Source organism: Nocardia sp. NPDC006982 (assembly GCF_042869435.1).
Lineage (GTDB): Bacteria > Actinomycetota > Actinomycetes > Mycobacteriales > Mycobacteriaceae > Nocardia.
In genome coordinates this window covers 1,442,649-1,463,100 of sequence record NZ_JBIAFV010000001.1, presented here as the reverse complement: position 1 = coordinate 1,463,100, position 20,452 = coordinate 1,442,649, and the positions used below count along the sequence as shown (strand labels likewise).

Sequence of the window (20,452 nt, the reverse complement as noted above, 5' to 3'; positions counted from 1 at the left end):
CACCCACACAGTCGATCGCCCGCAGCGCAGGTGGCGGGGATCGGCGACGTGGTCAGGAAGGATCGACGGCCATCACCGGATCGTGAAAGCGCCGCAGCTCGCGCGTGAGGAAGGCGACCTGATCGGCGAGTAAGCGCACCTGCCAGGGCCCGTCGTACACGTCGAAGTGGTCCACCGGGTAGCGGCGAACCTCGGCGCCGCCGCCTGCGCGGGCCGCTACCTTCAGCGCCGCCCGGACCGGGACCACCGTGTCCGCATCGCCCACCTGTACGAGCAGCGGGGCCTGGAGTCGACGCGCGGACCCGCCTGGCCGATTCAGTGCGAGCTCGAGTGCCACCCGCGCACAGACCTCGTTGCGCCAACCCGGCCCGGCAACACCGGCCATCGCCTCTTGTGCGCCGTCTTTGGCCAACACCGCACCCGAGCCAGATGGACCGATGGCAGGCAACAGCCAGGGCGGCCGTCGGGTGGCGGCGGCCAACCCATCGCGAACTCCCGCGGCGGCGAGCCGAAATATCGGTGCCAGCCCTCCGTTTCGGGCGAGGTGCGCCACTGTGGCAGGACCGTCGACAGCTGGTGTCATCGCCACGATCGCTGCGACGTCAGGGTCGTCGGCGGCGATCTTCAAGACATGTCCACCCGAGTACGACGTTCCCCACAGGATGATCCGACCGGGATCCACACCCTCGATACTGCGCGCGGCGCGGACCGCTGCACGGTAGTCGGCGCGTTGGCGGCGATAGGACACGAGCTGGCGCGGATTTCCAGCCGAGGCACCGAAGCCGCGATAGTCGAAGAGCACCACATCGAGGCCAGCGGCGGCGAAGCCCTCCGCGAATCCGAGCAAACCGGTGTCGCGGGTGCCGCTGAAGCCGTGCGCCATCACGACGCACGGCCGTCCGTTCTTGCCGTGCAAGGTGTCGTCAGCTGCCCGCAGATGCCATGCGGCACAGGTCGTTCCAGCGCTGGGGAAGGTGATCTCTTGCCTTCTCATCCTCAGCCGACCCGCAACGCGATATCGGATTCGGCAGCGACGCGGGAGAACCGCAACGCGGGATCCGCCACGGGTCCCCGGACGAGCCGGTCTCGGTCCGCTCCGTAGCTCATCTCCATCGACCAAGGGCCGTGCGAACCTTGCCGGGGAAGAGATTCAGCCGCTCGTTGGACATAACCGGCGTGGAAGTCCACCATCGGGGTGAGTTGAAGGGTGGGGTCGTTGGCGACCGGCACCGCGATGTGCTCGCCGGTGCTGTCCAGGTGCGCGATGAGACGGCACAGATGCTCGCAGACGAGGTCGACTTTCAAGGTCCACGCCGCATTGGTGTAACCGAAGGCGAAGGCGAAGTTCGGTACTCCCGAGAGCATCATGCCCTTGTAGACCACCGTGTCGGCGACGTCGATCGGCACGCCGTCGAGGCTGAAAGTCATCGCCCGCAGCGGCATCATCCGTAGGCCGGTCGCGGTCACGACGATGTCAGCGTCGAGGCTGTTCCCGGTGGCGAGTTCGATTCCGCGCTCGGTGAACCGGGCGATCCGGTCGGTGACCACGGAAGCCTTGCCGGTGCTGATCGCGGTGAACAAGTCGCCGTCGCGGGCGAAGCACATGCGCTCGTGCCACGGGTCGTAGCTGGGCTTGAAGTGCTGATCGACCGGATAGCCCTTCGGCAACGCGTTTTTGTTGACCCAGCGGACGAGTCGACGGGTAAAGCGCGGATAGCGACGGCTCACTGCATAGATGACAGCGAGCCGAGTTCTGTTGATGGTCCTGCTCATCCGGTATGCCGTGCGCTCGGGCAGGAGCCTGCGCAGTCCGTCGGTGACCGGGTCACGGCTCGGGATCGGGAGGATGTAGGTGGGTGATCGCTGCAACAGCGTGACGTGCGCGGCGGTCTCCGCCATCGCCGGGACCAGCGTGATCGCGGTGGCGCCGCTGCCGATGACCACCACCTTTCGACCGCGGTAGTCCAGATCCTGCGGCCAATGTTGGGGATGGACGATCTCGCCGGTGAAGCGCTCTTCGTCATCGAAGTGCGGCCGGTATCCCTGGTCGTAGTCGTAGTATCCGGTGGCCCCGAACAGCCACCGGCATTCCACGGTCGCGCTGTGGCCGGTGCCGACGTTGGACAGCTGGACTGCCCACAGTCCCCGCTGGGAGGACCAGTTGGCCGAGGCGACTTTCCAGCCGAGTCGCAGATGGGACGACAAGTTGTAGTCGTCGACCGTCTCATGGAGGTAGCTCAGGATCTCCGCGCCGTCAGCGATCGCGTTGTCGAGCTTCCACGGCTTGAACTCGTAGGAAAATGTCTGCGCGTCCGTGTCGGCGCGAATCCCGGGGTAGCGGAACAGGTCCCAGGTGCCGCCGATGTTCTCGCGGGCATCCACGATAAGGAACGTCTTGTCCGGCAGCTTGCTCTTCAGATGGCTGCCCGCGCCGATTCCCGAGATCCCCGCACCCACGATCAGGACGTCGACGTACCCGAACATCTCATCCCGAGCTTTGTGGTCGACCTTGCGTTTCGTCGCCATGGCCTGGTCCTCTCGCCGTTGTCGCTGTGTCGTGCGTTACAAGTGTCGGGATGGAGTGACCTACCTCTCAAGAGTGATTTGCCCAAGAAGTGACGGCCAAATGGGCGTTCTGCCTATCGTGTCGGGGTTACATTCGACCGGTGAATCGAGTTGCAACCCCGTTGCCGGGTGCTGACGGCGTTGTCCAAAACGTCTGCGGAATGCTGCTCGCTGAACCCGCCGATGTCATGACCGACGTGCACGATGCCGTCTTCGCGGCGGCGATCGAACCCTTTCGCACCGAACCGTCGCTGGTTGCCGAGGTCACGGCCAGTTCCCGCGCCAACCTGCTGCACTGGGCCGCCTCCGTGCGCAGTGCTCCGAGGGAACCGGTCACGGCAAACCTGAGTGCGGAAGTGGTCGGCATAGCCCGCGACACATTCCGTCGAGGGGTCGAACAGATTCTGGTCACGGCATATCACGCGGGACACAATGCGCTCTGGAGGCATTGGATGCGGCTGGCATTCGCCGTCTCATCCGATCCCGTCGTACTTCAGGAAGCTCTCGACGTGGCCGCCCGTTCGCTGGCCGACTTCGTCGATGTCACGCTCGCCGCGCTGGCCGCTCAACTCGAATCCGAACGCGCCGAACTCACCCGGGACAGTCACGCGCAGCGTTTCGAATTGGTGAGCCTCGTTCTCGAAGGGGCTCCGATGGCCAACGATCGCGCCAGCGACCGCCTCGGCTACCGATTCGACCGCCGCCACACCGCGGCTGTGTTGTGGACGGACCCCGGGGCGCCTGATCGGCGCGGCTTGCAGCGCGCGGCGGAGGCGCTGGGGGCGGCCACCCAGGCACAGCAGACGTTGGATGTCATCGCCAGCTCCACCTCGATGTGGACCTGGTTGGCCAATGCGACGGCCGTCGATGCACAAACCCTCGCGGCGGCGACGTCGCATATCGAGGGCGTGCGCATCGCCATGGGACCGGCCGACACCGGGGTGGAGGGTTTTCGACGCAGCCACCTGGATGCGGTCGAGACGCAACGACTGATGCAACGATTGCCGGACTTGCGTTTCGCCAGCTTCGCCGACGTCCAACTCGTGACGCTCGCAACCTACAACGAGCAGCGGGCCAACGAGTTCGTCGCCCGGACGTTGGGGAAGGTGACGACAGCGGATGCCGAACTCCGGGAGACATTGCGGATCTACATCCGTGAGCAATTCAGCGCGTCGCGGGCCGCACGAACACTCTTTGCGCATCGCAATACCGTTCTCAACCGCATTCAACGTGCGCAGGAGATCCTGCCGGTCTCCCTCGACAGCAACGGTCTCGAGATCGGGGTAGCCCTGGAGATCGCACATTGGCTCGGTCATCAGCCGACCAACGCCGACGATTCTCGGACGTGAGGTCGCGGGGATGGGCCCCGGCGGCAACGTGCCCGCACTCGAAGGGCGTCGGCTGACAACCGACGCCCGTCACGAGGCCGCCCAGGGGCCCTCCTTTCAGCCGCGGATCAGGTCGGCTGCCTTCTCACCGATCAGCACGCTCGGGGCGTGAGTGTGTCCGCGAATGATGCTGGGCATCACCGATGCGTCCGCGATCCGCAGCCCTTCGACACCTCGAACCAGCAAAGCCGGTGTCACGACGCTGGTTTCGTCGCTGCCCATCCGGCAGGTGCCCACCGGGTGATACAGGGTGTGTGAACAGGAGGTGAGCGCCTTTTCGAGCGTGTCAGCACCGGTATCCGGTGCGCCCACGGGACGAGCGACCTTGCCGAGCAGTTTTTTCAACGCGGGTGCTTCGGCGATCTCCGCGCACATGCGAAGGCCTGCCAGGATGGCCGCGCGATCGACGCCGCCGCTGTCGGACAGGTAGCGGGGATCGATGACCGGCTTCGCCAGTGGGTCGGCCGAGCGCAACGAGATGCGGCCTCTGCTCTGCGGTTTGAGCAGGATCGATCCCATTACCACCGCGTGGCCGTACGGTTCTCCGATGCCCTCGTCGAAGAACGGTGCGGGTCCGAAGATCAGCTCGAGGTCGGGCAGATCCAGATCCGGACGGCTACGCACGAATCCGTAGGCCTCACCCACATTGGAGGTCAGCATCCCGCGGTGTCTGGCAAGGTAATTGATGAGCTCCAGCGGCTTTTCCGCGGCGAACAAGCTGTCGTTGTCGACGTCGAAGCCGAGCATCGCGACCAGATGGTCCATCAGGTTCTGCCCGACCTCCGGTGCGTGGTACACGGTGGCGATGCCGTGCTCGGCGAGATGTTCGCGATCGCCGATACCGGAGAGCATCAGTAGTTGTGGACTGTTGATCGCGCCGCCGCACAGCACCACTTCCCGGCGGGCATACACGACCTCGCGCTTGCCGCTGGACTCGAATTCGACTGCCACAGCGCGAGTTCCATCGAAGATGATGCGTGTCGCGACCGCCTCGGTACGCAACGTCAGGTTCTTCCTGCCGAGCGCGGGCCGAAGGTAGGCGTCGGCCGTGCTCCAGCGTGCGCCGCCCTTCTGCGTCACGACGGTCTCGGAGAAACCCTTCGGCTCGGGCAGATTCGGGCGCTCCACGGTGTGCCCGGACTCCGCCGCGGCCGCCAGCCAGGCCGCAGTGAACGCGCGCGGGCTGCGCTGCCGCGACACATGCAGCGGGCCGTCGACACCCTCGTCGGGTTCGCGTGCCCCCTCGAGTGCTTCGATCTTGCGGAAGTACCGCACGACCTCAGCGAAGGACCAGTCGCTTCCAGCTCGCTCGGCCCAATCGTCGTAGTCCGCGGCGAATCCGCGCACCCACATCATCGCGTTGAGCGACGAGGAGCCGCCCAGCGTTTTGCCTCTGGGCCAATAGATTTCACGTCCGCCCAGATTGGGCTGCGGTTCGGTGCGGTAATCCCAATCCACGGCGCTGCGGAACAGCTTCGAGAATGCGGCGGGGATATGGATGAATTTGTCTTTGTCCTGCGGCCCGGCCTCCAGCACGATGACGCTGGTCGCGGGGTCGGCACTGAGTCGGTTGGCGACGACCGCGCCCGCCGATCCGGTACCGATGACGACGTAATCGGCGTGGGTATCCACGTGTGCTCCTGCTCGGTCAGCCGCGCAACGCGGATGCGAAGATTGCGGGCAGTTTTCCCCATCCGGGTGCTCCGGCGAAGGCGGCGAGTCGCCGTCCGGTCGTCGCCGCGGTCGTATTGTTGACAAACCACGGCGGCTTCGGGGTGAGCGACCATTCCCCATGCAGCACCGAGCGTGGCGCTGGGCGGAACGGTCCGCGCACGACCGTGCGTTCGGGCCGGTCGATCAGGAATGCGTTGTGCACCACACCGATTCCGCTCTGCACGTCGTCGATCGTGTGGCCCGGATATGCACCCCAGGTGGCCGCGGCGGTGAGGAACCCGGCGCCGGTCCACGCATTGATCGCGATCGTGCCGTAGTGCAGCTGCTCGATCAGGTCGTCGAATGTCGCGCCCATCGCGCGGATGGTCGCCGGGTGCGCGATGACATTCACCCCGAGCGTGCCGACGAACTCGTCGTTCGCCACTGCCGCCGCCGCACGCGCGAAATCGGGTCCGAGGCCGGACAATTCGACAACTCCGAGAACCGGCGCGAAGTATTCGGTCTGCAGCAGTGTCTCGCTTCGGTCGCCGCGCAGGCCCGGCATCAGGACTCGGCCACCGAAGTGCTCGGCGCTCGGATAGGCCGATGCGGCTGCCGCGACCCGATCGTCGCTGCCCGGGTAGTACGCGGCCCGACTCGGTGCGGCGTCGTAGGCCGCGCGCAGCTCGCGAAGGAAGTCGTCCTTCTGATCCCAGTCGGCGGAAATCACGACGGCCTGTGCCGCGACACAGTTGTATCCGCCGTTGTGCAGGCGCTGGGTGACAATGTGGTCGGCCTGGAACCGCAGATCGGCCTTGCTCCACCGGCCCGGCAGCACGATGGTCGGGGAGACACCGCCGAGTTCGCTGGTGATCGGCTTGTCGAGTCGAGGCCGACCGGCGGCCTTGCGTGTCGCGGCGTCCTCGCCGTGTCCCCAGACGATCGCGTCGTGGGTCGCGGCGCTGCCGGTCATATGTACGTGTGCGACGTCTGGATGCTGCACCAGATATTCGCCGACATCGGCTGCGCCGGTGAGGATCCGGACGGCCCCGATCGCAATGAACGGCTCCAGCACATCGGTCAGCGGCTCCAGCATCGGGTCCGTGATCGGATTCAGCTTCAAAGCGACGACGCGGTTGTGCGCGAACAGCTCGTACAGCACGTCCAACGGGGCGATCGAGGTGATGTTGCCCGCGCCGAGCACCACGCCGATGCCGTTGGTGTGAATCGGGTCGAGCTGTGCCAGCCCCGCGGCTCGGATGGCTTCGGCCCGGCCGATTCCCGGCTGCAGCCACACCTCGGCGCTGAATCCGCTCAGCAGCAAAGTGTCGAAGACCGACGTGGGCAGCACGCGGACCGTGGTGCGTCCACCGGCGGTGCCGAAATGCGCCTTCTCGAGTGGGCTGCGCCCGGCGGCGAGTGCGCGCAGGCTCTGCTCTAGTGCTCCAGCTCCGGCTGCCATCGCATAGGGGCCGGATATCCATTCCTCGCCGACCAGCGCCGTGTCTGGATCCAGCCGCTTATAGCTGACCGCCGCATCGACCCACTCTCGGGCATATTGCGCGGTGCGCTCACGGACGCGCCCGAGCAGCTCGGCTCGCGTGGCCAAGGAGATTGCGGCCCAGGCCTTTTCGCCCTCGGCAAGATCGGACAGTGCGGCGTCGACGGCGCCCTGCAGGTCGGTCGGCGAGTCGTTGATGGTCATAGTCGGAATTGTCCGCATCAGTGTCGTCGCACGCCATGGGCGGCGGTCGCGGGAGTAGGTGATCGACTTTGTGCGACGGCACAATCACGGTGTGGTGTGGCCCACACCGCTGGTGGTACGCTGCCGTGGTGGCCAGACCGTTGCACTCGCTCGCGGCCACCGAACTCGCGAGGCAATTGCTGGACTCGGTGGACTCGATGGCCGACGAACTCGCCGACCGGATCGTCGCATCCGAGCGTGCATACCTGGACTCCCAACTGCTGACCCGTGAGCAATTGCGCGGAGCCTGCCTGGACAACTTGAGCGCAATGCTCGGCTACCTTGCGGGCCGCGATCCGGTCCGGCTGGAATCCGCGCGTGCGGCGGGCAGATTGAAGGCCGAACAGGGTTTGCCGATAGCGGCGATGCTGCACGCGTACCGGCTCGGTGGTCGGTTGATCTGGGAAGAGTTGATGGTCCGTGCCGGTGGTGTCGCCCACGGCGAGCTGCTGAAGATTCCTGGCGAATTGTGGGCCATCGTCGACCGGTACTCCGATGCCGCGGCCGAGGCATACCGCGAGACCGAAACTCTGGTTGCCTTGGCCGATATCGAGTCGCGGGCCCGGGTGATCCGGACGTTGTTCGACGACCACGCGGAGAATCCCGCTGTGGTTCTGGACGCGGCGCGTACTCTTGGCCTACCCGAGACCGGGGTGTTCGTAGTGCTTGCCGCCGAGGCCGATTCGGATCAGAACACGATGGCAGCCGCGATCGCCAAGCTGAAGGACCGTGGCATCGTTTCGATCTGGGATTTCTACGCCGATACCCGGACCGGTCTGATCTGCGCACCCACGCCCGCCGAAATCGACAGTGCCATCGACTTACTCGGTGCGGCGGTCGAAGCTCGTGCGGGCGTCAGTCGAATCTTCAGCGGTCCGCAAGGCATTGCCGCCGCGCGCGACGAAGCCCGGCTGGCACTCAAGTGCACACCGCGCGGCGCGGTTGCGGTGACCCGCTACGAATCGGAGCCGGTCGCACTACTGGTGGTGCGGCTACCCGATGCGGCGCGCAGTGCCGCCGCACAAATCCTCGGCCCGCTCATGCAACTGCCCGAGGCGGAGCGAACGGCCTTGCTGCACACCCTCGAAGTGTGGTTCGAGTGCAAGGGCTCGACTGTGGCCGCCGCGCAGCAGATGCACTATCACCGCAACACCGTGCTCTACCGGCTGCGCAAGATTCGCGACCTCACCGGCCGCGACTGCGATCACCCGGCCCAGGCGGCCGAGCTCTACATCGCGCTGCAGGCGACCCGACTGCTGCGCCCGCTGTAGTTTGCTCAACAGCGTTGTAAGGCAACGTATTCGCAAGCCGGTCGCGGTAGGGGTGAGCAGCGGTTATCGCTGCGAGTCGGTGAAGGGTCTTCGGCGCGCGGTGTTCCGACGAGCGGTGGCGAACGCGAGAGCGTCATCCCAGCTCGACTGTTTCAGGATGAGCCCGCGGTATTTCATGATCTCGGTCGGTTCAGTGTGAGGGCTCCGATCAGGCGCGGTCCGCGGCGATACAGCGCGACCCACCGGTATACCAAGGATGGTAAACGTCATGTCGGCATTCCTCAGCTGCTCATCAGTCGTGCGAGGCGTTTCTGCACGGGCTCGCTCAGCCATGCGCGCGCCTGTCGACTGAGCTCGTCCGCGAGTACTTCTGCGGCGCCGGACTCGATGCCGTCGAGCACCTGTCGAACCACATCCGCGGGATCGGACTTCGGCGAATCCGAGTTCTTCCCCATATCGGTGTCGACGAGGCCCATGTAGACGCCCACCACCTGGACGCCGCGTGGGGCGAGTTCGGTGCGCATGGAGTCCGTCGCGCTCCACATCGCCGCCTTCGATACGCCATAGCTCCCGCCTATGGGAAGCCATGCGAGAACCGACGAGACGTTGACGATGGCGCCGGAGCGCTCAACGATCCGGTCGGCGAATGCGGAAGCCAGTGCGAGCGGGCCGAACAGGTTCGTCTCCAGCTCCGCGCGAAGCCCGTCCGTGGATCGGCCGAGTACCGAGGCTCCGCGGGCGATGCCCGCATTGTTGATCAGAACGCTGACATCGGTTGCGGTCTCGGCCGCTTCGGCGACCGAGACGGCGCTGGTGACATCGAGGTGCAGCGGAACGATGCGCGCGTCTGTTGCGTGGATCTGCTGTGGGTCGCGGGCGGCGGCATAGATCTTCTTCACCCCGCGGCCGAGTAGTTGCTCGACGTATTCGCGGCCCATGCCGCGATTGGCTCCGGTGACGAGCACCGTCTGATCGACGAGTGAAGTCATGACGTCCTCCTAGAGAATGTAAACCGATCGGTATACATAGATGAGGCTACACGGGCCGGCGGGAGCTTCACTACAGGCTTGGTTGCAGAATCGAGTAGTAAATACTATCTTTTTTTAAAGTGACGCCGATTGGCTCCGCCCCATCCACCTTTCGATACCTATCCCCACCAGGAGGATCACGCATGTCTGTTGCTTTCAAGCCGGTACGAATCGGACCTTGGGATCTACCGCAGTCTTTCGTCATGGCGCCGCTGACTCGTAGCCGCGCGGGAGAAGGCAACGTGCCCACGGCGATGAATGCCGAGTACTACACCCAGCGCGCCGGGGCGGGGCTGATCGTCACGGAGGGGACTGCGCCCAGTGCGGTCGGCCAGGGCTACCCGACTGTGCCCGGGCTCTACACCGACGAACAAGTTGCCGGGTGGCGACTCGTCGCCGAGGGTGTGCACGGCGCCGGTGGCACGATCGTGGCTCAGTTGATGCACGTCGGGCGGGTCGCCCATGCCAGCAACAAGGGTGGTGTGGATACGATCGCGCCGAGCGCCGTCCAGGCCCCCGGTCAGATGTTCACGCTGACCGGCATGGTCGATCACGATGTGCCTCGAGCCATCGCGGCTGGTGAAATCCCCAGTATCATCTCCGAATTCGTCGAGGCTGCCCGCAACGCGATCCGCGCCGGTCTCGACGGGGTCGAGATCCACGGTGCGAACGGCTATCTGCTGCACCAGTTCCTCGATCCGACGGTCAACCTCCGCGACGACGAATTCGGCGGCACGCCGGAGAATCGGGCTCGGTTCGTCATCGACGTGGTCACGGCGGTCGCCGAGGCGATCGGTGCGGATCGGGTCGGCCTGCGGCTCTCGCCCGGTCATCAGTTGAACGGCATCGGCGAGGTGCCCGGTGCCGACCTCGACGAGACGTATCGGGCGGTCGTGGATGCGATCGCGCCATTGGGTCTGGCGTATCTCAGCATTCTGGCCAGCCCGTTCGAGTCCCTCGAACCGCTCGTCGGTGACCTCCGCGCTCGGTTCGGCGGTTCGGTGCTCTTGAACCTCGGTGCTACACCGGTACCAACGTCGCTCGAAACAGTCGAGGACCTGCTGGACAAGGACCTGGCCGACGCCGTCGTCGTCGGGCGTGCCTTCCTCGCCAATCCCGATCTCGTAGAGCGCTGGCGCACCGGCGCGGAGCTGAACGAGGTGGACTTCACCACGCTGTACGGTGGCGGGCCGCGCGGGTACACCGACTATCCCGCTCTCGCTGAGATTGCCTGAGCCACAAGGATTTTCATCGCATAGCTAGTGGGCAATCGATTAATCCGCACCACCTGAGGAGAACGATATGAGTACCTATACACCTGTCAATGCCGCCGAGGATCTGCATGTCGATGGAGCGTCGGCGCGTTTCACCTACCGCCGGATCGGCCCGCGCGGCGGAGTTCCGCTGGTGCTGTTGCACCGCTTCCGTGCCACCGTCGACTGGTGGGATCCGGAGTTCCTCGACCTCCTCGCCGCCGAGCGGGACGTCATCCTGTTCGACAACATCGGTATCGGATACACCGGCGGCGAAGCCCTCACCTCCGTCGAGGGGTTCGCCGCGGGCGCGATCGACTTCATCGAAGCGCTGGGGTTGACCGAGGTCGACCTGCTCGGCTGGTCCTTCGGTGGTGTCGTCGCGCAGGCGGTCACGCTCATGCGGCCCGATCTCGTTCGCAAGTTGATCGTCGCGGGCAGCGGATCGGGCCTCGCCCCGAATATGCCGACCATCACCGAACGGGTCCTGGGAATCATGGCCAAGCCGGACGCCGATCTCGAGGACATGCTGTATCTGTTCTATCCCGAAACCGAAGAGGCTCGAAAGCTGGGGCTCGAACACTTCGACAAGGTCTCGGCCGCGATGCCGACGGACGCTCCGGTGGTCAGCGAAGCCGCCGCTATGGGGGCAGCTCCAGGCAGTCACCGCGGCGCTGGCGACGCCGTGGGAGCAGGTTGTCGCGGGGCTCGAAACGATTCGGCAGCCTGTGCTCTATGCCAACGGTTCGCACGACGTCATGATTCACGCCTTCGCGTCGTACTCCGCTGTGGAGCACCTCCCGTCGGCCAAGTTGGTGCTGTACAGCGACGCCGGCCACGCGTTCCTGTTCCAGCATCTCGCGGAATTCACGGCCGAGGTGAAGTCCTTCCTCGCCGACTGAGCTTTGTTCTCGCGTATGCCTGTCGCTCCCGCCAGTCAGTCGGGATCGACAGGCGGCTTCGCCCGGGATTGATTGGTGCGCGGAATGTCACGTGACCGAAGACAATATAAAAGTGAAGTATCTACTATAATATACTTATGAATTCTCGAACGTACGGCCAGAACTGCGGTCTCGCCCGTGCGCTCGACATCCTCGGCGACCGATGGACTCTTCTCATCCTGCGCGACCTCGGTATGGGTCCGCGGAGATACAAAGACCTGGCCGAGGGGCTCCCGGGCATCGGCACCAATCTGCTCGCCAGTCGTCTCAAGGGTCTCGAAGAAGCAGGCTTGATCGAGCGCACGGTACTTCCACCACCGGCTCCGGTCGCGGCATACGCCCTCACCGGCATCGGCGAAGAGTTGCGCCCGGCGCTCGGGCAACTCGCGGTCTGGGGATTCAGACATGGTGCACCATTCGACGCCGCGGATACGACGCGTGCGGAATGGTTGGTACAGGGACTGGTGGCCCGTGCCGAACCCGATGCCGTCGATCGGTTCGGGGGAGTCGTGCAGATCAACATCGGCGACGAGTCCGCATGGATCGGCCCGTCGGCGGACGGAGTCCGTTTGCGGCCGGGCCCGGCCCCGACATTGCCCAAAATCTCACTGAATAGCGACATCTCGACGCTCGCCGCTCTGGTGACCAATGAGCTCGATGTAGCCGACGCCGTCGAATCCGGCGCGCTCACGGTGGAGGGCGACGACGGCGAATTGCAGTCCTTCCTCCGCGCCTTCGGCCTGACGAGCACCGGTTAGTTCGTCACTCGTGTGGGTGCGGGACTCCTCCCGCACCCACAACGAGCGACGCGCGCCCGAGTTCGGTTATGCCACTGGAGTATTCACAATAAAGTCGCCTCCCACACGGCCGCGGACCGCGTCGGCCGAGCGAGCGGCGCCATCGTGCGGCGCGCCCAGGGAAGGGTCACTCGCCGTGGTCAACCTTGTGTACTGCTCATCCTCGAGGGTCACATCGAGTGAAGCCAGGTAGTCGTCGAGCTGCGCACTCGTGCGCGGCCCGATGATCGGCACCACCGCGGTCGCGCGGCGTCGGGCGTGTTCTCGCTGCCATGACATTGCCACCTGGGCCGGGCTCACGCCGATCTCACCGGCTACGGCGAGAACGGCATCGACGACGGCGGATTTCCGAGTTGTGTCCTCCCGCTGGATAACCGCACCCAGCGTCGTCAGCCGCCCCTCGTCGCTGGTCCGATATTTTCCGGTGAGTAGACCGCCACCGAGCGGTGAGTAGAGTGCGACACCGAGTCCGAATGCCTCTGCCATCGGCATGATCTCGCGGTCGGCGGTCCGCTCGACCAGGCTGTACTCGGTTTGTACTCCCACGATCCGTGCGCCGATTCCGCGCTCGTCTGCCAGTGTCGCGGCATGAGCGGTGCGCCATGCCGGGAAGTTGGAGAAGCCCGCGTGCAGAATTTTTCCCGCTCGTACCAGGTCGTCGACCGTTTCGACGATTTCCTCGATGGGTGTCACGAAGTCCGGCCAGTGCACCCAGTAGAGATCCAGGTAATCCGTGCCGAGGCGGCGTAGCGATTTTTCGAGTGCTTGCACCATCACCTTCCGGCTGTTGCCGGTCTTCGATACGTGTGGTTGCGCCGTGTCGCCCTGGGTGAACTTGCTCGCCAGCACGAAGTGCTCGCGATCAGTGGATATCAGATCGGCTAGGTAGGTTTCCGACTGCCCGAACTGATAGATGTCAGCGGTGTCGATGAACGTTCCCCCGGCTTCTGCGAATGTATCGAACATCGCCCTGGAATCTTCGAACTCGGCACCGGCACCCCAGTTGGTGCCGAAATTCGCTGTACCCAAGGCGAATTCGGAGACTCGCAAACCGGTCCGCCGACCGAAAGTGGTGTAGCGCATGCTCTGGATGACCTCTCTGGCCTGCTGCACGGACGAATCTGTAACCGGCTCGGCTGTCGTCGGTACGGCCCGCCGTCGCTAAATTATGATCATAATACTATTGATGGCGGCCGGCAGCGGCGGAGGATGGGTCGTGAAAGTCGGTGTCGGATACCGCGAGCCACCGGCCTCGCACGGTTGGCACATTTTGCCGAGAAGGAGGTCCCGCGATGGAGTGGACTGGCGCACGCTACGCCGACACACCGACGGTGGAGGTACGCATCTGGATCGACGCCCCGCCGGAGCGTGTTTGGGCGGTGGTGTCCGCGGTGGAGTCGATGCCCGACATGAGCGATGAGCTCCAGTCGGTCGAGTGGATCGACGAACCGACCGGCCCGGTCGTCGGTGCGCGATTCATCGGCCGCAGCAAGCACGATGCACTGGGGGAGTGGGCGACCACCTCGCACATCATCGAATGCGACCCGCCGCGGGTATTCGCGTGGGCGGTCGAGGATCCGGAAAACCCTACTGCCGTCTGGCGGTTCCGACTCGAACCCGGGGACGGGGGAACGGAGCTGTCGCAGTGGATGCAGATGGGCCCGGCGCGTTCGGGTCTATCGCTGGCGATCGATCAGATGCCGGAGAAGGAACAGAAGATCGTGTTCGTGCGGATGCGGGAGTTCGAACGCAATATCACCAGCACGCTGGAGCACATCAAGAAGCTGGCGGAAGCGTGATGCGTACTGCGACGACAATCGAGGCATCCGGCGGGGGCCGGTGGTCGGAACAGGTCGACTTCATGGTGGAGGCGGAAAAACTCGGACTCGACATCTGCTGGGTCGCGGAGGCGTGGGGGTCGGATGGGCCATCGGCCCTGGGGTACTACGCGGCGCGCACGGAGCGGATGCTGCTCGGATCCGGGATCATGCAGATCGGTACCCGCACGCCGGTTGCGGTGGCGCAGACGGCTATCGCCTTGTCCAACCTCTCCGGCGGTCGGTTCTTGCTCGGTCTGGGTGTGTCCGGTCCGCAGGTAATCGAGGGCTTGCACGGAGTGCCGTTCGCCCGGCCCCTCGCCCGGATGCGGGAGACAGTGGAGATTGTGCGCCGGGTACTCGAGGGCGGCAAGATCTCGTACTCCGGCACCGAGTTCCGGATCCCCTTGCCCGGCGGTGAGGCGGTGCCGATGCGCCTCTCGATGCGGGCCGACCATCCGATCCCCATCTATCTCGCCACACTGTCGCCTGCCATGCTCCGGCTGACCGGCGAGATCGCCGATGGCTGGCTTGGCACCAGTTTCGTGCCGGAGGGCGCGGCCGACGCCTACTTCCGCTACCTGGACGAGGGGTTGGCTCGCGGTAGGCGGTCCCGGGCCGATCTGGATATCTGCCAAGGTGCGGAGGTGGCGTTCGCACCCGACGAGGATGCGCTGCGCCAGATGGTGGCCGGGCGAAAGAAGGAGTTGGCGTTCAGCCTCGGGGGCATGGGATCGGCGTCGACCAACTTCTACAATCAGGCCTACGGTCGGCAGGGCTGGGCCGAGATCGCCGCCGAGGTGCGCGAACGTTGGCAGTCCGGAGACCGTGACGGCGCGGCTGAACGCGTAACCGATGAGATGGTGCTCGCCACCACGCTCATCGGCACCGAATCCATGGTGCGCAGTCGGTTGCACGATTGGCGCGATGCCGGTGTCGATACCGTCCGGCTCTATCCGGCCGGGGACACGTTGGACGCCAGACTGTCCACCTTGGCCAGAGCGATCGAGATCGTGCGGGATATTTCCTAGCAGGTTAGTTCGACAGGAACTCGCGCAACGCGATGATGGTCTGCTCGGAGGCTTCCTCCGGGACGAAATGCCCGCAGTCCAAACCGTGTCCACGAACATCATCGGCATACTGCCGCCATACCTCGACCACGTCGTAGCGGGTTCCGACGAAGCCGCGCGCACCCCACAGAACCAGCAGCGCACAGGTGATCCGGCGGCCTGCCGCGGCGTCGGCCTCGTCGTGTTCGAGATCGATGGAGGCCGCGGCGCGGTAATCCTCACAGCTCGCCCGGATCGCCTCGGGGTCACTGAAGCAGCGCACGTACTCCGCCACCGCCTCCTCCTCGAATACCGCACCAGGACCGGACCATTGCTCGAGTTTCCGGCGCAGAAAGTACTCGGGCGCACCGCCGATGAGAACCTCGGGCAGATCGGGTTCCTCGGCGAGGAAGAACCAGTGGTCGTAGACGGTTGCCAAGGCGCGGTCCACGTTCGCGAAAACATGGCGGGTCGGGACGATGTCGAGGACCGCGGCTCGTTCGACCCGCTCGGGATGGTCGAGGCAGAGTCGATGGGCGACTCGGGCGCCGCGGTCGTGACCCACGATCGCGAAACGGTTGTGCCCCAAGGCTGCCATCAATCCGACCTGGTCCGCGGCCATCGCACGTTTGCTGTAGGACGAATGATCGGTTTCAGAGGCAGGCTTAGCCGAGTCGCCGTACCCGCGTAGATCGGATACGACAACGGTATGCGACTCGGCCAACGCCGCTGCCACCTCACGCCAGATCACATGGGTCTGGGGATAGCCGTGTAGCAGCAGCACCGGTGGCCCCTCGCCGCCCACGCGAGCATGGATACGGACGCCCCCGACATCGATGTCGTGGGTGGTGAATTCGCTGAACATACAGTCGATCTCCTGGTCGGCGCGGCCGGTTCTCAGGATGCCAGGAATTCGAGTGCCTCCCCGACGAACCTGTCGTGATATTGGAAGATGCCGCCGTGCCCCGCGTCCGCGTAGATCCGCAGCGTCGCATTCGGCAGACGCTGTGCCAAGTCGAAAGAGTTGCTGGTGGGCACCATTCGATCATCGTCACCATTGGCCACCAGAACAGGGTGTTGGATGCGACTCAGGTCGGAGGGCTCCTGTGCGCCCCAGGCATGGATGGCTTTGAGCTGAGTGCGAAAGGCGCGCAGTGCGATTGACTTGTCGCGGTCGACGGTGCGTTCCTGCAAACGCTTCACGAACGCCCGAGCCTCCGACTTGCCGTGCGCGGTTCTGGTGAAGAACAGATACTCCTTGGGATCTTTGAAAGTGGCGACCGCCTTGAAGGTGTCACGGTAGGTCAACGAGGTCACGTTGACGATGCCTTCACCTCCCGCCGGACCGGTTCCCGCGAGGATCACCTTCCGAACCAGTCCCGGCTCCTCGCGAGCGATCACCTGCGCGACGAAGCCTCCCATCGACAGCCCCAAAAGGTCCACCTGATCGAAGCCCAATGCGCGTATGAAGGCCACGGCATCTCCTGCCATCGCTTCGATCGAATCCGGCGTCGTGCCTTCGGACGCGCCGACGCCGCGGTTGTCGAAGGTGATCACGCGGTGCTTCGCCGCAATGCCGTCGACCACTCGGGGATCCCAGTTGTCCAGGTTGGCGGCCAGATGATTCAAGAAGATCACCGGTACGCCGGTTTCGAGACCCAGCTCGCGGTAGGCGAACCGTGTTGTGCCGACCTGCACGGATTTCGTCGGCGCATCTTTGTACAAGGTGCCGCTCGCACGCGTCATGACTTCCTCCTGTTGTAAACCGATTGGTGTACTTTCGGCGTTGACGGTACTCGACCATGCTCAGCTTGTAAACAGATCGGTATACTTGGCTCATGACTTCGCTCACCGGTACCCAGGAAACGACGCGTCGGGGAGGGCGTGGCGCGCGTCAACGCATCCTGAACGCGGCTGCGGAGCTGTTCTACAACGAGGGCATCAACGCCACCGGTGTCGAACTGATTTCGGCCAAAGCCTCGGTGTCGAAAAGGACTCTCTACCAACACTTTCCGAGCAAGACCGCGTTGGTGGAGGAGTATTTGCGCATGCTACGACAAGCCGCGGGCAACCTCACGGACCCGCCACCGTCGGACTCCGATTCGAACCCGCGAGCGCGGCTGCTCGCTTTGTTCGACAGTCCGGATGCCGCCGATGCGCCGATGCGCGGCTGCCCGTTCCACAACGCGGCTGTCGAAGCGGCCGAGGCCATGCCCGGCGTACAAGACATCGTCCACGCACACAAGCGGAACTACATCGACGGACTCACCGAACTGGCCCGACAAGCCGACGCCGCCGACCCGCAGCTGCTGGGCAGCCAGCTCGCCCTCCTCTACGAGGGCGCAGCGGCATTGTCCACTTCGCTCAATGATCCGGCGCCCTGGGCGCATGCTCGGACAACAGCCGAGGCGCTGATAAACCAAGCGACGCGCGACGTTGCCTGACCTCGGTGTTAGTCGCCTACGACCACCCGTAGCGTGGGACCACCACGTCCCGAGCGCAGGCAGCGGTAGTGGATCACTTTCCGTTCGGCCTCGAACTCGATCGGACGCCTGAACCCTCTGATAGCGGCCGAGCGGCGCCATGTTGGAAGGATCTTCGACCACGCTGACGAGGGTGCGCTGTCCGGAGGCTTCTTCTACGAGGTGTGGCGATCGAAGGAGGACCTCGACCGACACCTTGGGCTCTCGCATATGCGCGATTTCTGGGAACGTCGTATGGCTACCTCGAGCAGGATCTCGAAATCTGATTCCTGTCCATGCAGAATGCGTATCCGTGGCCGATCACCGCTTGACGGCTGTCCTTCTGTCCTACGGGGGGGTGTTGTTTGTCTGGACCATGGCCATGATCCAGACGACGACCGCGAAGACCGCGACTGCGAGTCCGGCGAGGCTGAAGATGATCCCCAGGACTCCAAGCAGCGAGCCGACGATGCTCAGAACAATATTGACCACCGAGACCGCCCCGAAGAAGACGATCGATTGCGAGGCATGGAATTTCACATCGGGATCGTTCTTTCCCACGAATAGGAAGATGATTCCGGTGAGCCACCCCAGCGCGTACGACAGGATCGCGCTGGTCTTTTTGTCCAAGCCCGGCGGGCTGCGGTTGGTTCGTGGGAGGTTGAGAAGATGTCATGAGGTAAGTAGACGCCGCGCGCGTCACCTACCGATCCCAGGTTTCAGCACGAACCCACAGGTCCGGGCCAGCCGGCGACCGGGATCCTGGACGTGGTTGTCTCGACGAGACGACCGCCGACGGCCTCGAAACGCCTGGGTGATGGCTCATTACACAATCGAGCACCGAAAAAGCCGCAGAGTAGCCGAGTCGGTCTCCGCGCGAGGGGCGCTGCACGGGTCATCGTCATGCAGCGGTGTGTTCGGTCGGCCTCGAATCGATACAGCCACCTGCAGGTCGCCTGCCCCGCTCCGGCCGGTTCGATCAGCGCGGTATGCGGCTATGAGCGGGTGTTGGGAAGCTACTTGGTAGCGGTTGGGTCGGCTTGTGCGTCGTTGACGGTGTTGGCGTAGTCGATCTCGGCCATGTGATCCTCGGCCCAGGTGCGCAACGCCGCCAGGGGGATCTCCAGGGATGAGCCCAGTTCGGTGAGCCGGTAGTGCACGCGCGGTGGCACTGTCGGCTCCACTCGACGGATGACCAGACCGTCCCGGACCAGATTGTGCAGGGTCACCGACAGCATCTTCTGGGATACACCGGGCATCCGCCGCCGCAGTTCGGCAAACCGCACCTCGCCAGGAGCGGCCTGCGCGAGGACCTTGACCGCCATCGACGTCCACTTTGTGCCGATGCGGTCCAGCAACTGACGTGTCGGGCATTGGCAATCGAACAGATCACCGCGAACCGGCGTCTTCGCGTGCGCTGATCGAGTAGTCACCTGGACCTCACCACCTGTAGTCAAAGTGCCTTCTTGGCAGCGCAACTGACGTTACCTACCGTTTCCTGGTAACTAATGGTAACCATACGGAGGTCCCATGGCCCACACGCCACCGCTCCACACCGCCCCTATCGAGCTGCGCCAGATCGAGACCAACGGAATCCGTGCCAACGTCGCCGTTGCCGGCTCCGGCCCCGCGATCGTTCTGCTGCACGGTTTTCCGCACACCTGGCGACTGTGGAGCGAGATCATCGGCCCGCTGTCCGAGCACTACCGGATCATCGCCCCGGACCTACGCGGGTTCGGCGCCACCACCCGTGCGTCGGACGGCTACGACGCTGGCGCGCTGGCCGCCGATATCGCCGGGATCCTCGATGCCCTCGGCGAACCCACCGCGGCCGTGGTCGCGATCGATGCCGGCACCCCGGTCGCGGTTCTGCTTGCCCTGCGCCACCCCGACCGGATACGACGGCTGGTGGTCATGGAGGCACTGCTGGGCAGGCTCCCCGGCGCCGAGGACTTCCTCGCCGCAGGTCCGCCGTGGTGGTTCGGATTCCACGCCGTCCCCGGTCTCGCCGAAACGGTCCTGCTCGGCCACGAGGCGCGGTATATCGAATGGTTTCTCACCACTGGAACCCGCGGCCGGGGTGTGCGGGCAGATATCCACGACGCGTTTGTCGATGCCTACACCGGAGATGACGCCCTACGGTGCGCCTTCTCCTATTACCGCGCACTGCCGACCAGCGCCCACCAGCTCGATCTCGCCGTGGCGGCCAACCGGCTCACCACACCCACCCTGGCAATCGGCGCCCACCCCGTCGGCGACGCGCTGGAGCGGCAGCTTCGACCCATCACCGATGACCTCGCGGGACAGGTCATTCCGGATTGCGGTCACATCATCCCGCTGGACAGGCCGCACGACCTGCTCGACCTCATGATGCCTTTCCTCGCCGCCGAACGACCCGCCTGACCACGCAACCGCATCAGCGGACACGGTAATCGGCATAGAAAGACGTTCTGGATGGCAGCATCGGCGTCGCTTCGTGACCTC

Annotated in this window: 19 protein-coding genes; 9 read left to right on the top strand and 10 right to left on the bottom strand. The window is 64.8% G+C overall.

Annotated elements, in window-relative coordinates; all coding sequences use genetic code 11:
• Nucleotides 1-52: 52 nt before the first annotated feature.
• Both ACFYOW_RS06595 and ACFYOW_RS06590 read right to left on the bottom strand, forming a co-directional pair.
• Complete coding sequence (locus ACFYOW_RS06595) at nt 53-994, bottom strand: alpha/beta hydrolase (RefSeq protein ID WP_387285115.1); 942 nt, start codon at nt 992-994, stop codon at nt 53-55.
• 2 nt (nt 995-996) lie between these two features.
• Nucleotides 997-2,526 carry a flavin-containing monooxygenase gene (locus ACFYOW_RS06590; RefSeq protein WP_387285113.1) on the bottom strand — a complete coding sequence of 510 codons (1,530 nt, stop codon included), beginning with the start codon at nt 2,524-2,526 and terminating at the stop codon, nt 997-999.
• A 140-nt stretch (nt 2,527-2,666) separates the two neighbouring features.
• Between ACFYOW_RS06590 and ACFYOW_RS06585 the strand changes: the two genes are divergently transcribed.
• On the top strand, nt 2,667-3,914 hold the full coding sequence (locus ACFYOW_RS06585) for a PucR family transcriptional regulator (RefSeq protein WP_387285111.1): 1,248 nt from the start codon (nt 2,667-2,669) through the stop codon (nt 3,912-3,914).
• A 96-nt stretch (nt 3,915-4,010) separates the two neighbouring features.
• Here the strand turns inward: ACFYOW_RS06585 and ACFYOW_RS06580 are convergent, their stop codons facing one another.
• On the bottom strand, nt 4,011-5,585 hold the full coding sequence (locus ACFYOW_RS06580; RefSeq protein WP_387285109.1) for a GMC family oxidoreductase: 1,575 nt from the start codon (nt 5,583-5,585) through the stop codon (nt 4,011-4,013).
• A gap of 16 nt (nt 5,586-5,601) precedes the next feature.
• Nucleotides 5,602-7,329: an aldehyde dehydrogenase family protein gene (locus ACFYOW_RS06575; RefSeq protein ID WP_387285107.1), complete on the bottom strand. Its 1,728-nt coding sequence runs from the start codon at nt 7,327-7,329 to the stop codon at nt 5,602-5,604.
• Between the two features lie 110 nt (nt 7,330-7,439).
• On the opposite strand from ACFYOW_RS06575, the gene ACFYOW_RS06570 reads away from it, so the two are divergent.
• A complete protein-coding gene (locus ACFYOW_RS06570) occupies nt 7,440-8,621 on the top strand; it encodes a PucR family transcriptional regulator (protein ID WP_387285105.1) in 1,182 nt (393 codons plus the stop codon).
• A gap of 281 nt (nt 8,622-8,902) precedes the next feature.
• Here the strand turns inward: ACFYOW_RS06570 and ACFYOW_RS06565 are convergent, their stop codons facing one another.
• On the bottom strand, nt 8,903-9,610 hold the full coding sequence (locus ACFYOW_RS06565; protein ID WP_387285103.1) for an SDR family oxidoreductase: 708 nt from the start codon (nt 9,608-9,610) through the stop codon (nt 8,903-8,905).
• A 182-nt stretch (nt 9,611-9,792) separates the two neighbouring features.
• Between ACFYOW_RS06565 and ACFYOW_RS06560 the strand changes: the two genes are divergently transcribed.
• The 3 genes from ACFYOW_RS06560 to ACFYOW_RS06550 all read left to right on the top strand — a co-directional run bounded on the left by ACFYOW_RS06560 (nt 9,793) and on the right by ACFYOW_RS06550 (nt 12,601).
• Nucleotides 9,793-10,884 carry an alkene reductase gene (locus ACFYOW_RS06560; RefSeq protein WP_387285101.1) on the top strand — a complete coding sequence of 364 codons (1,092 nt, stop codon included), beginning with the start codon at nt 9,793-9,795 and terminating at the stop codon, nt 10,882-10,884.
• A 67-nt stretch (nt 10,885-10,951) separates the two neighbouring features.
• Entirely contained in the window at nt 10,952-11,899 is a 948-nt protein-coding gene (locus tag ACFYOW_RS06555) for an alpha/beta fold hydrolase (protein WP_387285099.1), read from the top strand.
• Nucleotides 11,900-11,941: 42 nt separating this feature from the next.
• Complete coding sequence (locus tag ACFYOW_RS06550) at nt 11,942-12,601, top strand: winged helix-turn-helix transcriptional regulator (RefSeq protein WP_387285097.1); 660 nt, start codon at nt 11,942-11,944, stop codon at nt 12,599-12,601.
• Between the two features lie 66 nt (nt 12,602-12,667).
• Here the strand turns inward: ACFYOW_RS06550 and ACFYOW_RS06545 are convergent, their stop codons facing one another.
• Nucleotides 12,668-13,753 (bottom strand): aldo/keto reductase, encoded by a 1,086-nt coding sequence (locus ACFYOW_RS06545; protein ID WP_387285095.1) that lies wholly within the window; start codon nt 13,751-13,753, stop codon nt 12,668-12,670.
• Between the two features lie 179 nt (nt 13,754-13,932).
• Between ACFYOW_RS06545 and ACFYOW_RS06540 the strand changes: the two genes are divergently transcribed.
• Complete coding sequence (locus tag ACFYOW_RS06540; RefSeq protein WP_387285093.1) at nt 13,933-14,439, top strand: SRPBCC family protein; 507 nt, start codon at nt 13,933-13,935, stop codon at nt 14,437-14,439.
• The gene (locus ACFYOW_RS06535) at nt 14,439-15,488 is read left to right on the top strand and encodes an LLM class flavin-dependent oxidoreductase (RefSeq protein WP_387285091.1); all 1,050 of its coding nucleotides are present in this window, start codon (nt 14,439-14,441) and stop codon (nt 15,486-15,488) included. The genes ACFYOW_RS06540 and ACFYOW_RS06535 overlap by 1 nt, the downstream gene beginning before the upstream one ends.
• Before the next feature lie 4 nt (nt 15,489-15,492).
• Here ACFYOW_RS06535 and ACFYOW_RS06530 read toward each other — a convergent pair whose 3' ends face one another.
• Both ACFYOW_RS06530 and ACFYOW_RS06525 read right to left on the bottom strand, forming a co-directional pair.
• A complete protein-coding gene (locus ACFYOW_RS06530; RefSeq protein WP_387285089.1) occupies nt 15,493-16,371 on the bottom strand; it encodes an alpha/beta fold hydrolase in 879 nt (292 codons plus the stop codon).
• 32 nt (nt 16,372-16,403) lie between these two features.
• On the bottom strand, nt 16,404-17,252 hold the full coding sequence (locus tag ACFYOW_RS06525; protein WP_387285087.1) for an alpha/beta fold hydrolase: 849 nt from the start codon (nt 17,250-17,252) through the stop codon (nt 16,404-16,406).
• 92 nt (nt 17,253-17,344) lie between these two features.
• Here ACFYOW_RS06525 and ACFYOW_RS06520 point away from each other — a divergent pair, with 92 nt between their 5' ends.
• A complete protein-coding gene (locus ACFYOW_RS06520) occupies nt 17,345-17,950 on the top strand; it encodes a TetR/AcrR family transcriptional regulator (RefSeq protein ID WP_387285085.1) in 606 nt (201 codons plus the stop codon).
• Between the two features lie 366 nt (nt 17,951-18,316).
• On the opposite strand, the gene ACFYOW_RS06515 is transcribed toward ACFYOW_RS06520, so the two are convergent.
• Together ACFYOW_RS06515 and ACFYOW_RS06510 are read right to left on the bottom strand one after the other, a co-directional pair.
• Nucleotides 18,317-18,598, bottom strand: coding sequence for a DUF4870 domain-containing protein (locus tag ACFYOW_RS06515; protein ID WP_387285083.1), 282 nt, complete (start codon nt 18,596-18,598; stop codon nt 18,317-18,319).
• Between the two features lie 386 nt (nt 18,599-18,984).
• Entirely contained in the window at nt 18,985-19,401 is a 417-nt protein-coding gene (locus ACFYOW_RS06510) for a winged helix-turn-helix transcriptional regulator (RefSeq protein WP_387285081.1), read from the bottom strand.
• A gap of 97 nt (nt 19,402-19,498) precedes the next feature.
• Between ACFYOW_RS06510 and ACFYOW_RS06505 the strand changes: the two genes are divergently transcribed.
• Entirely contained in the window at nt 19,499-20,371 is an 873-nt protein-coding gene (locus ACFYOW_RS06505) for an alpha/beta fold hydrolase (RefSeq protein ID WP_387285079.1), read from the top strand.
• Nucleotides 20,372-20,452 lie beyond the last annotated feature (81 nt).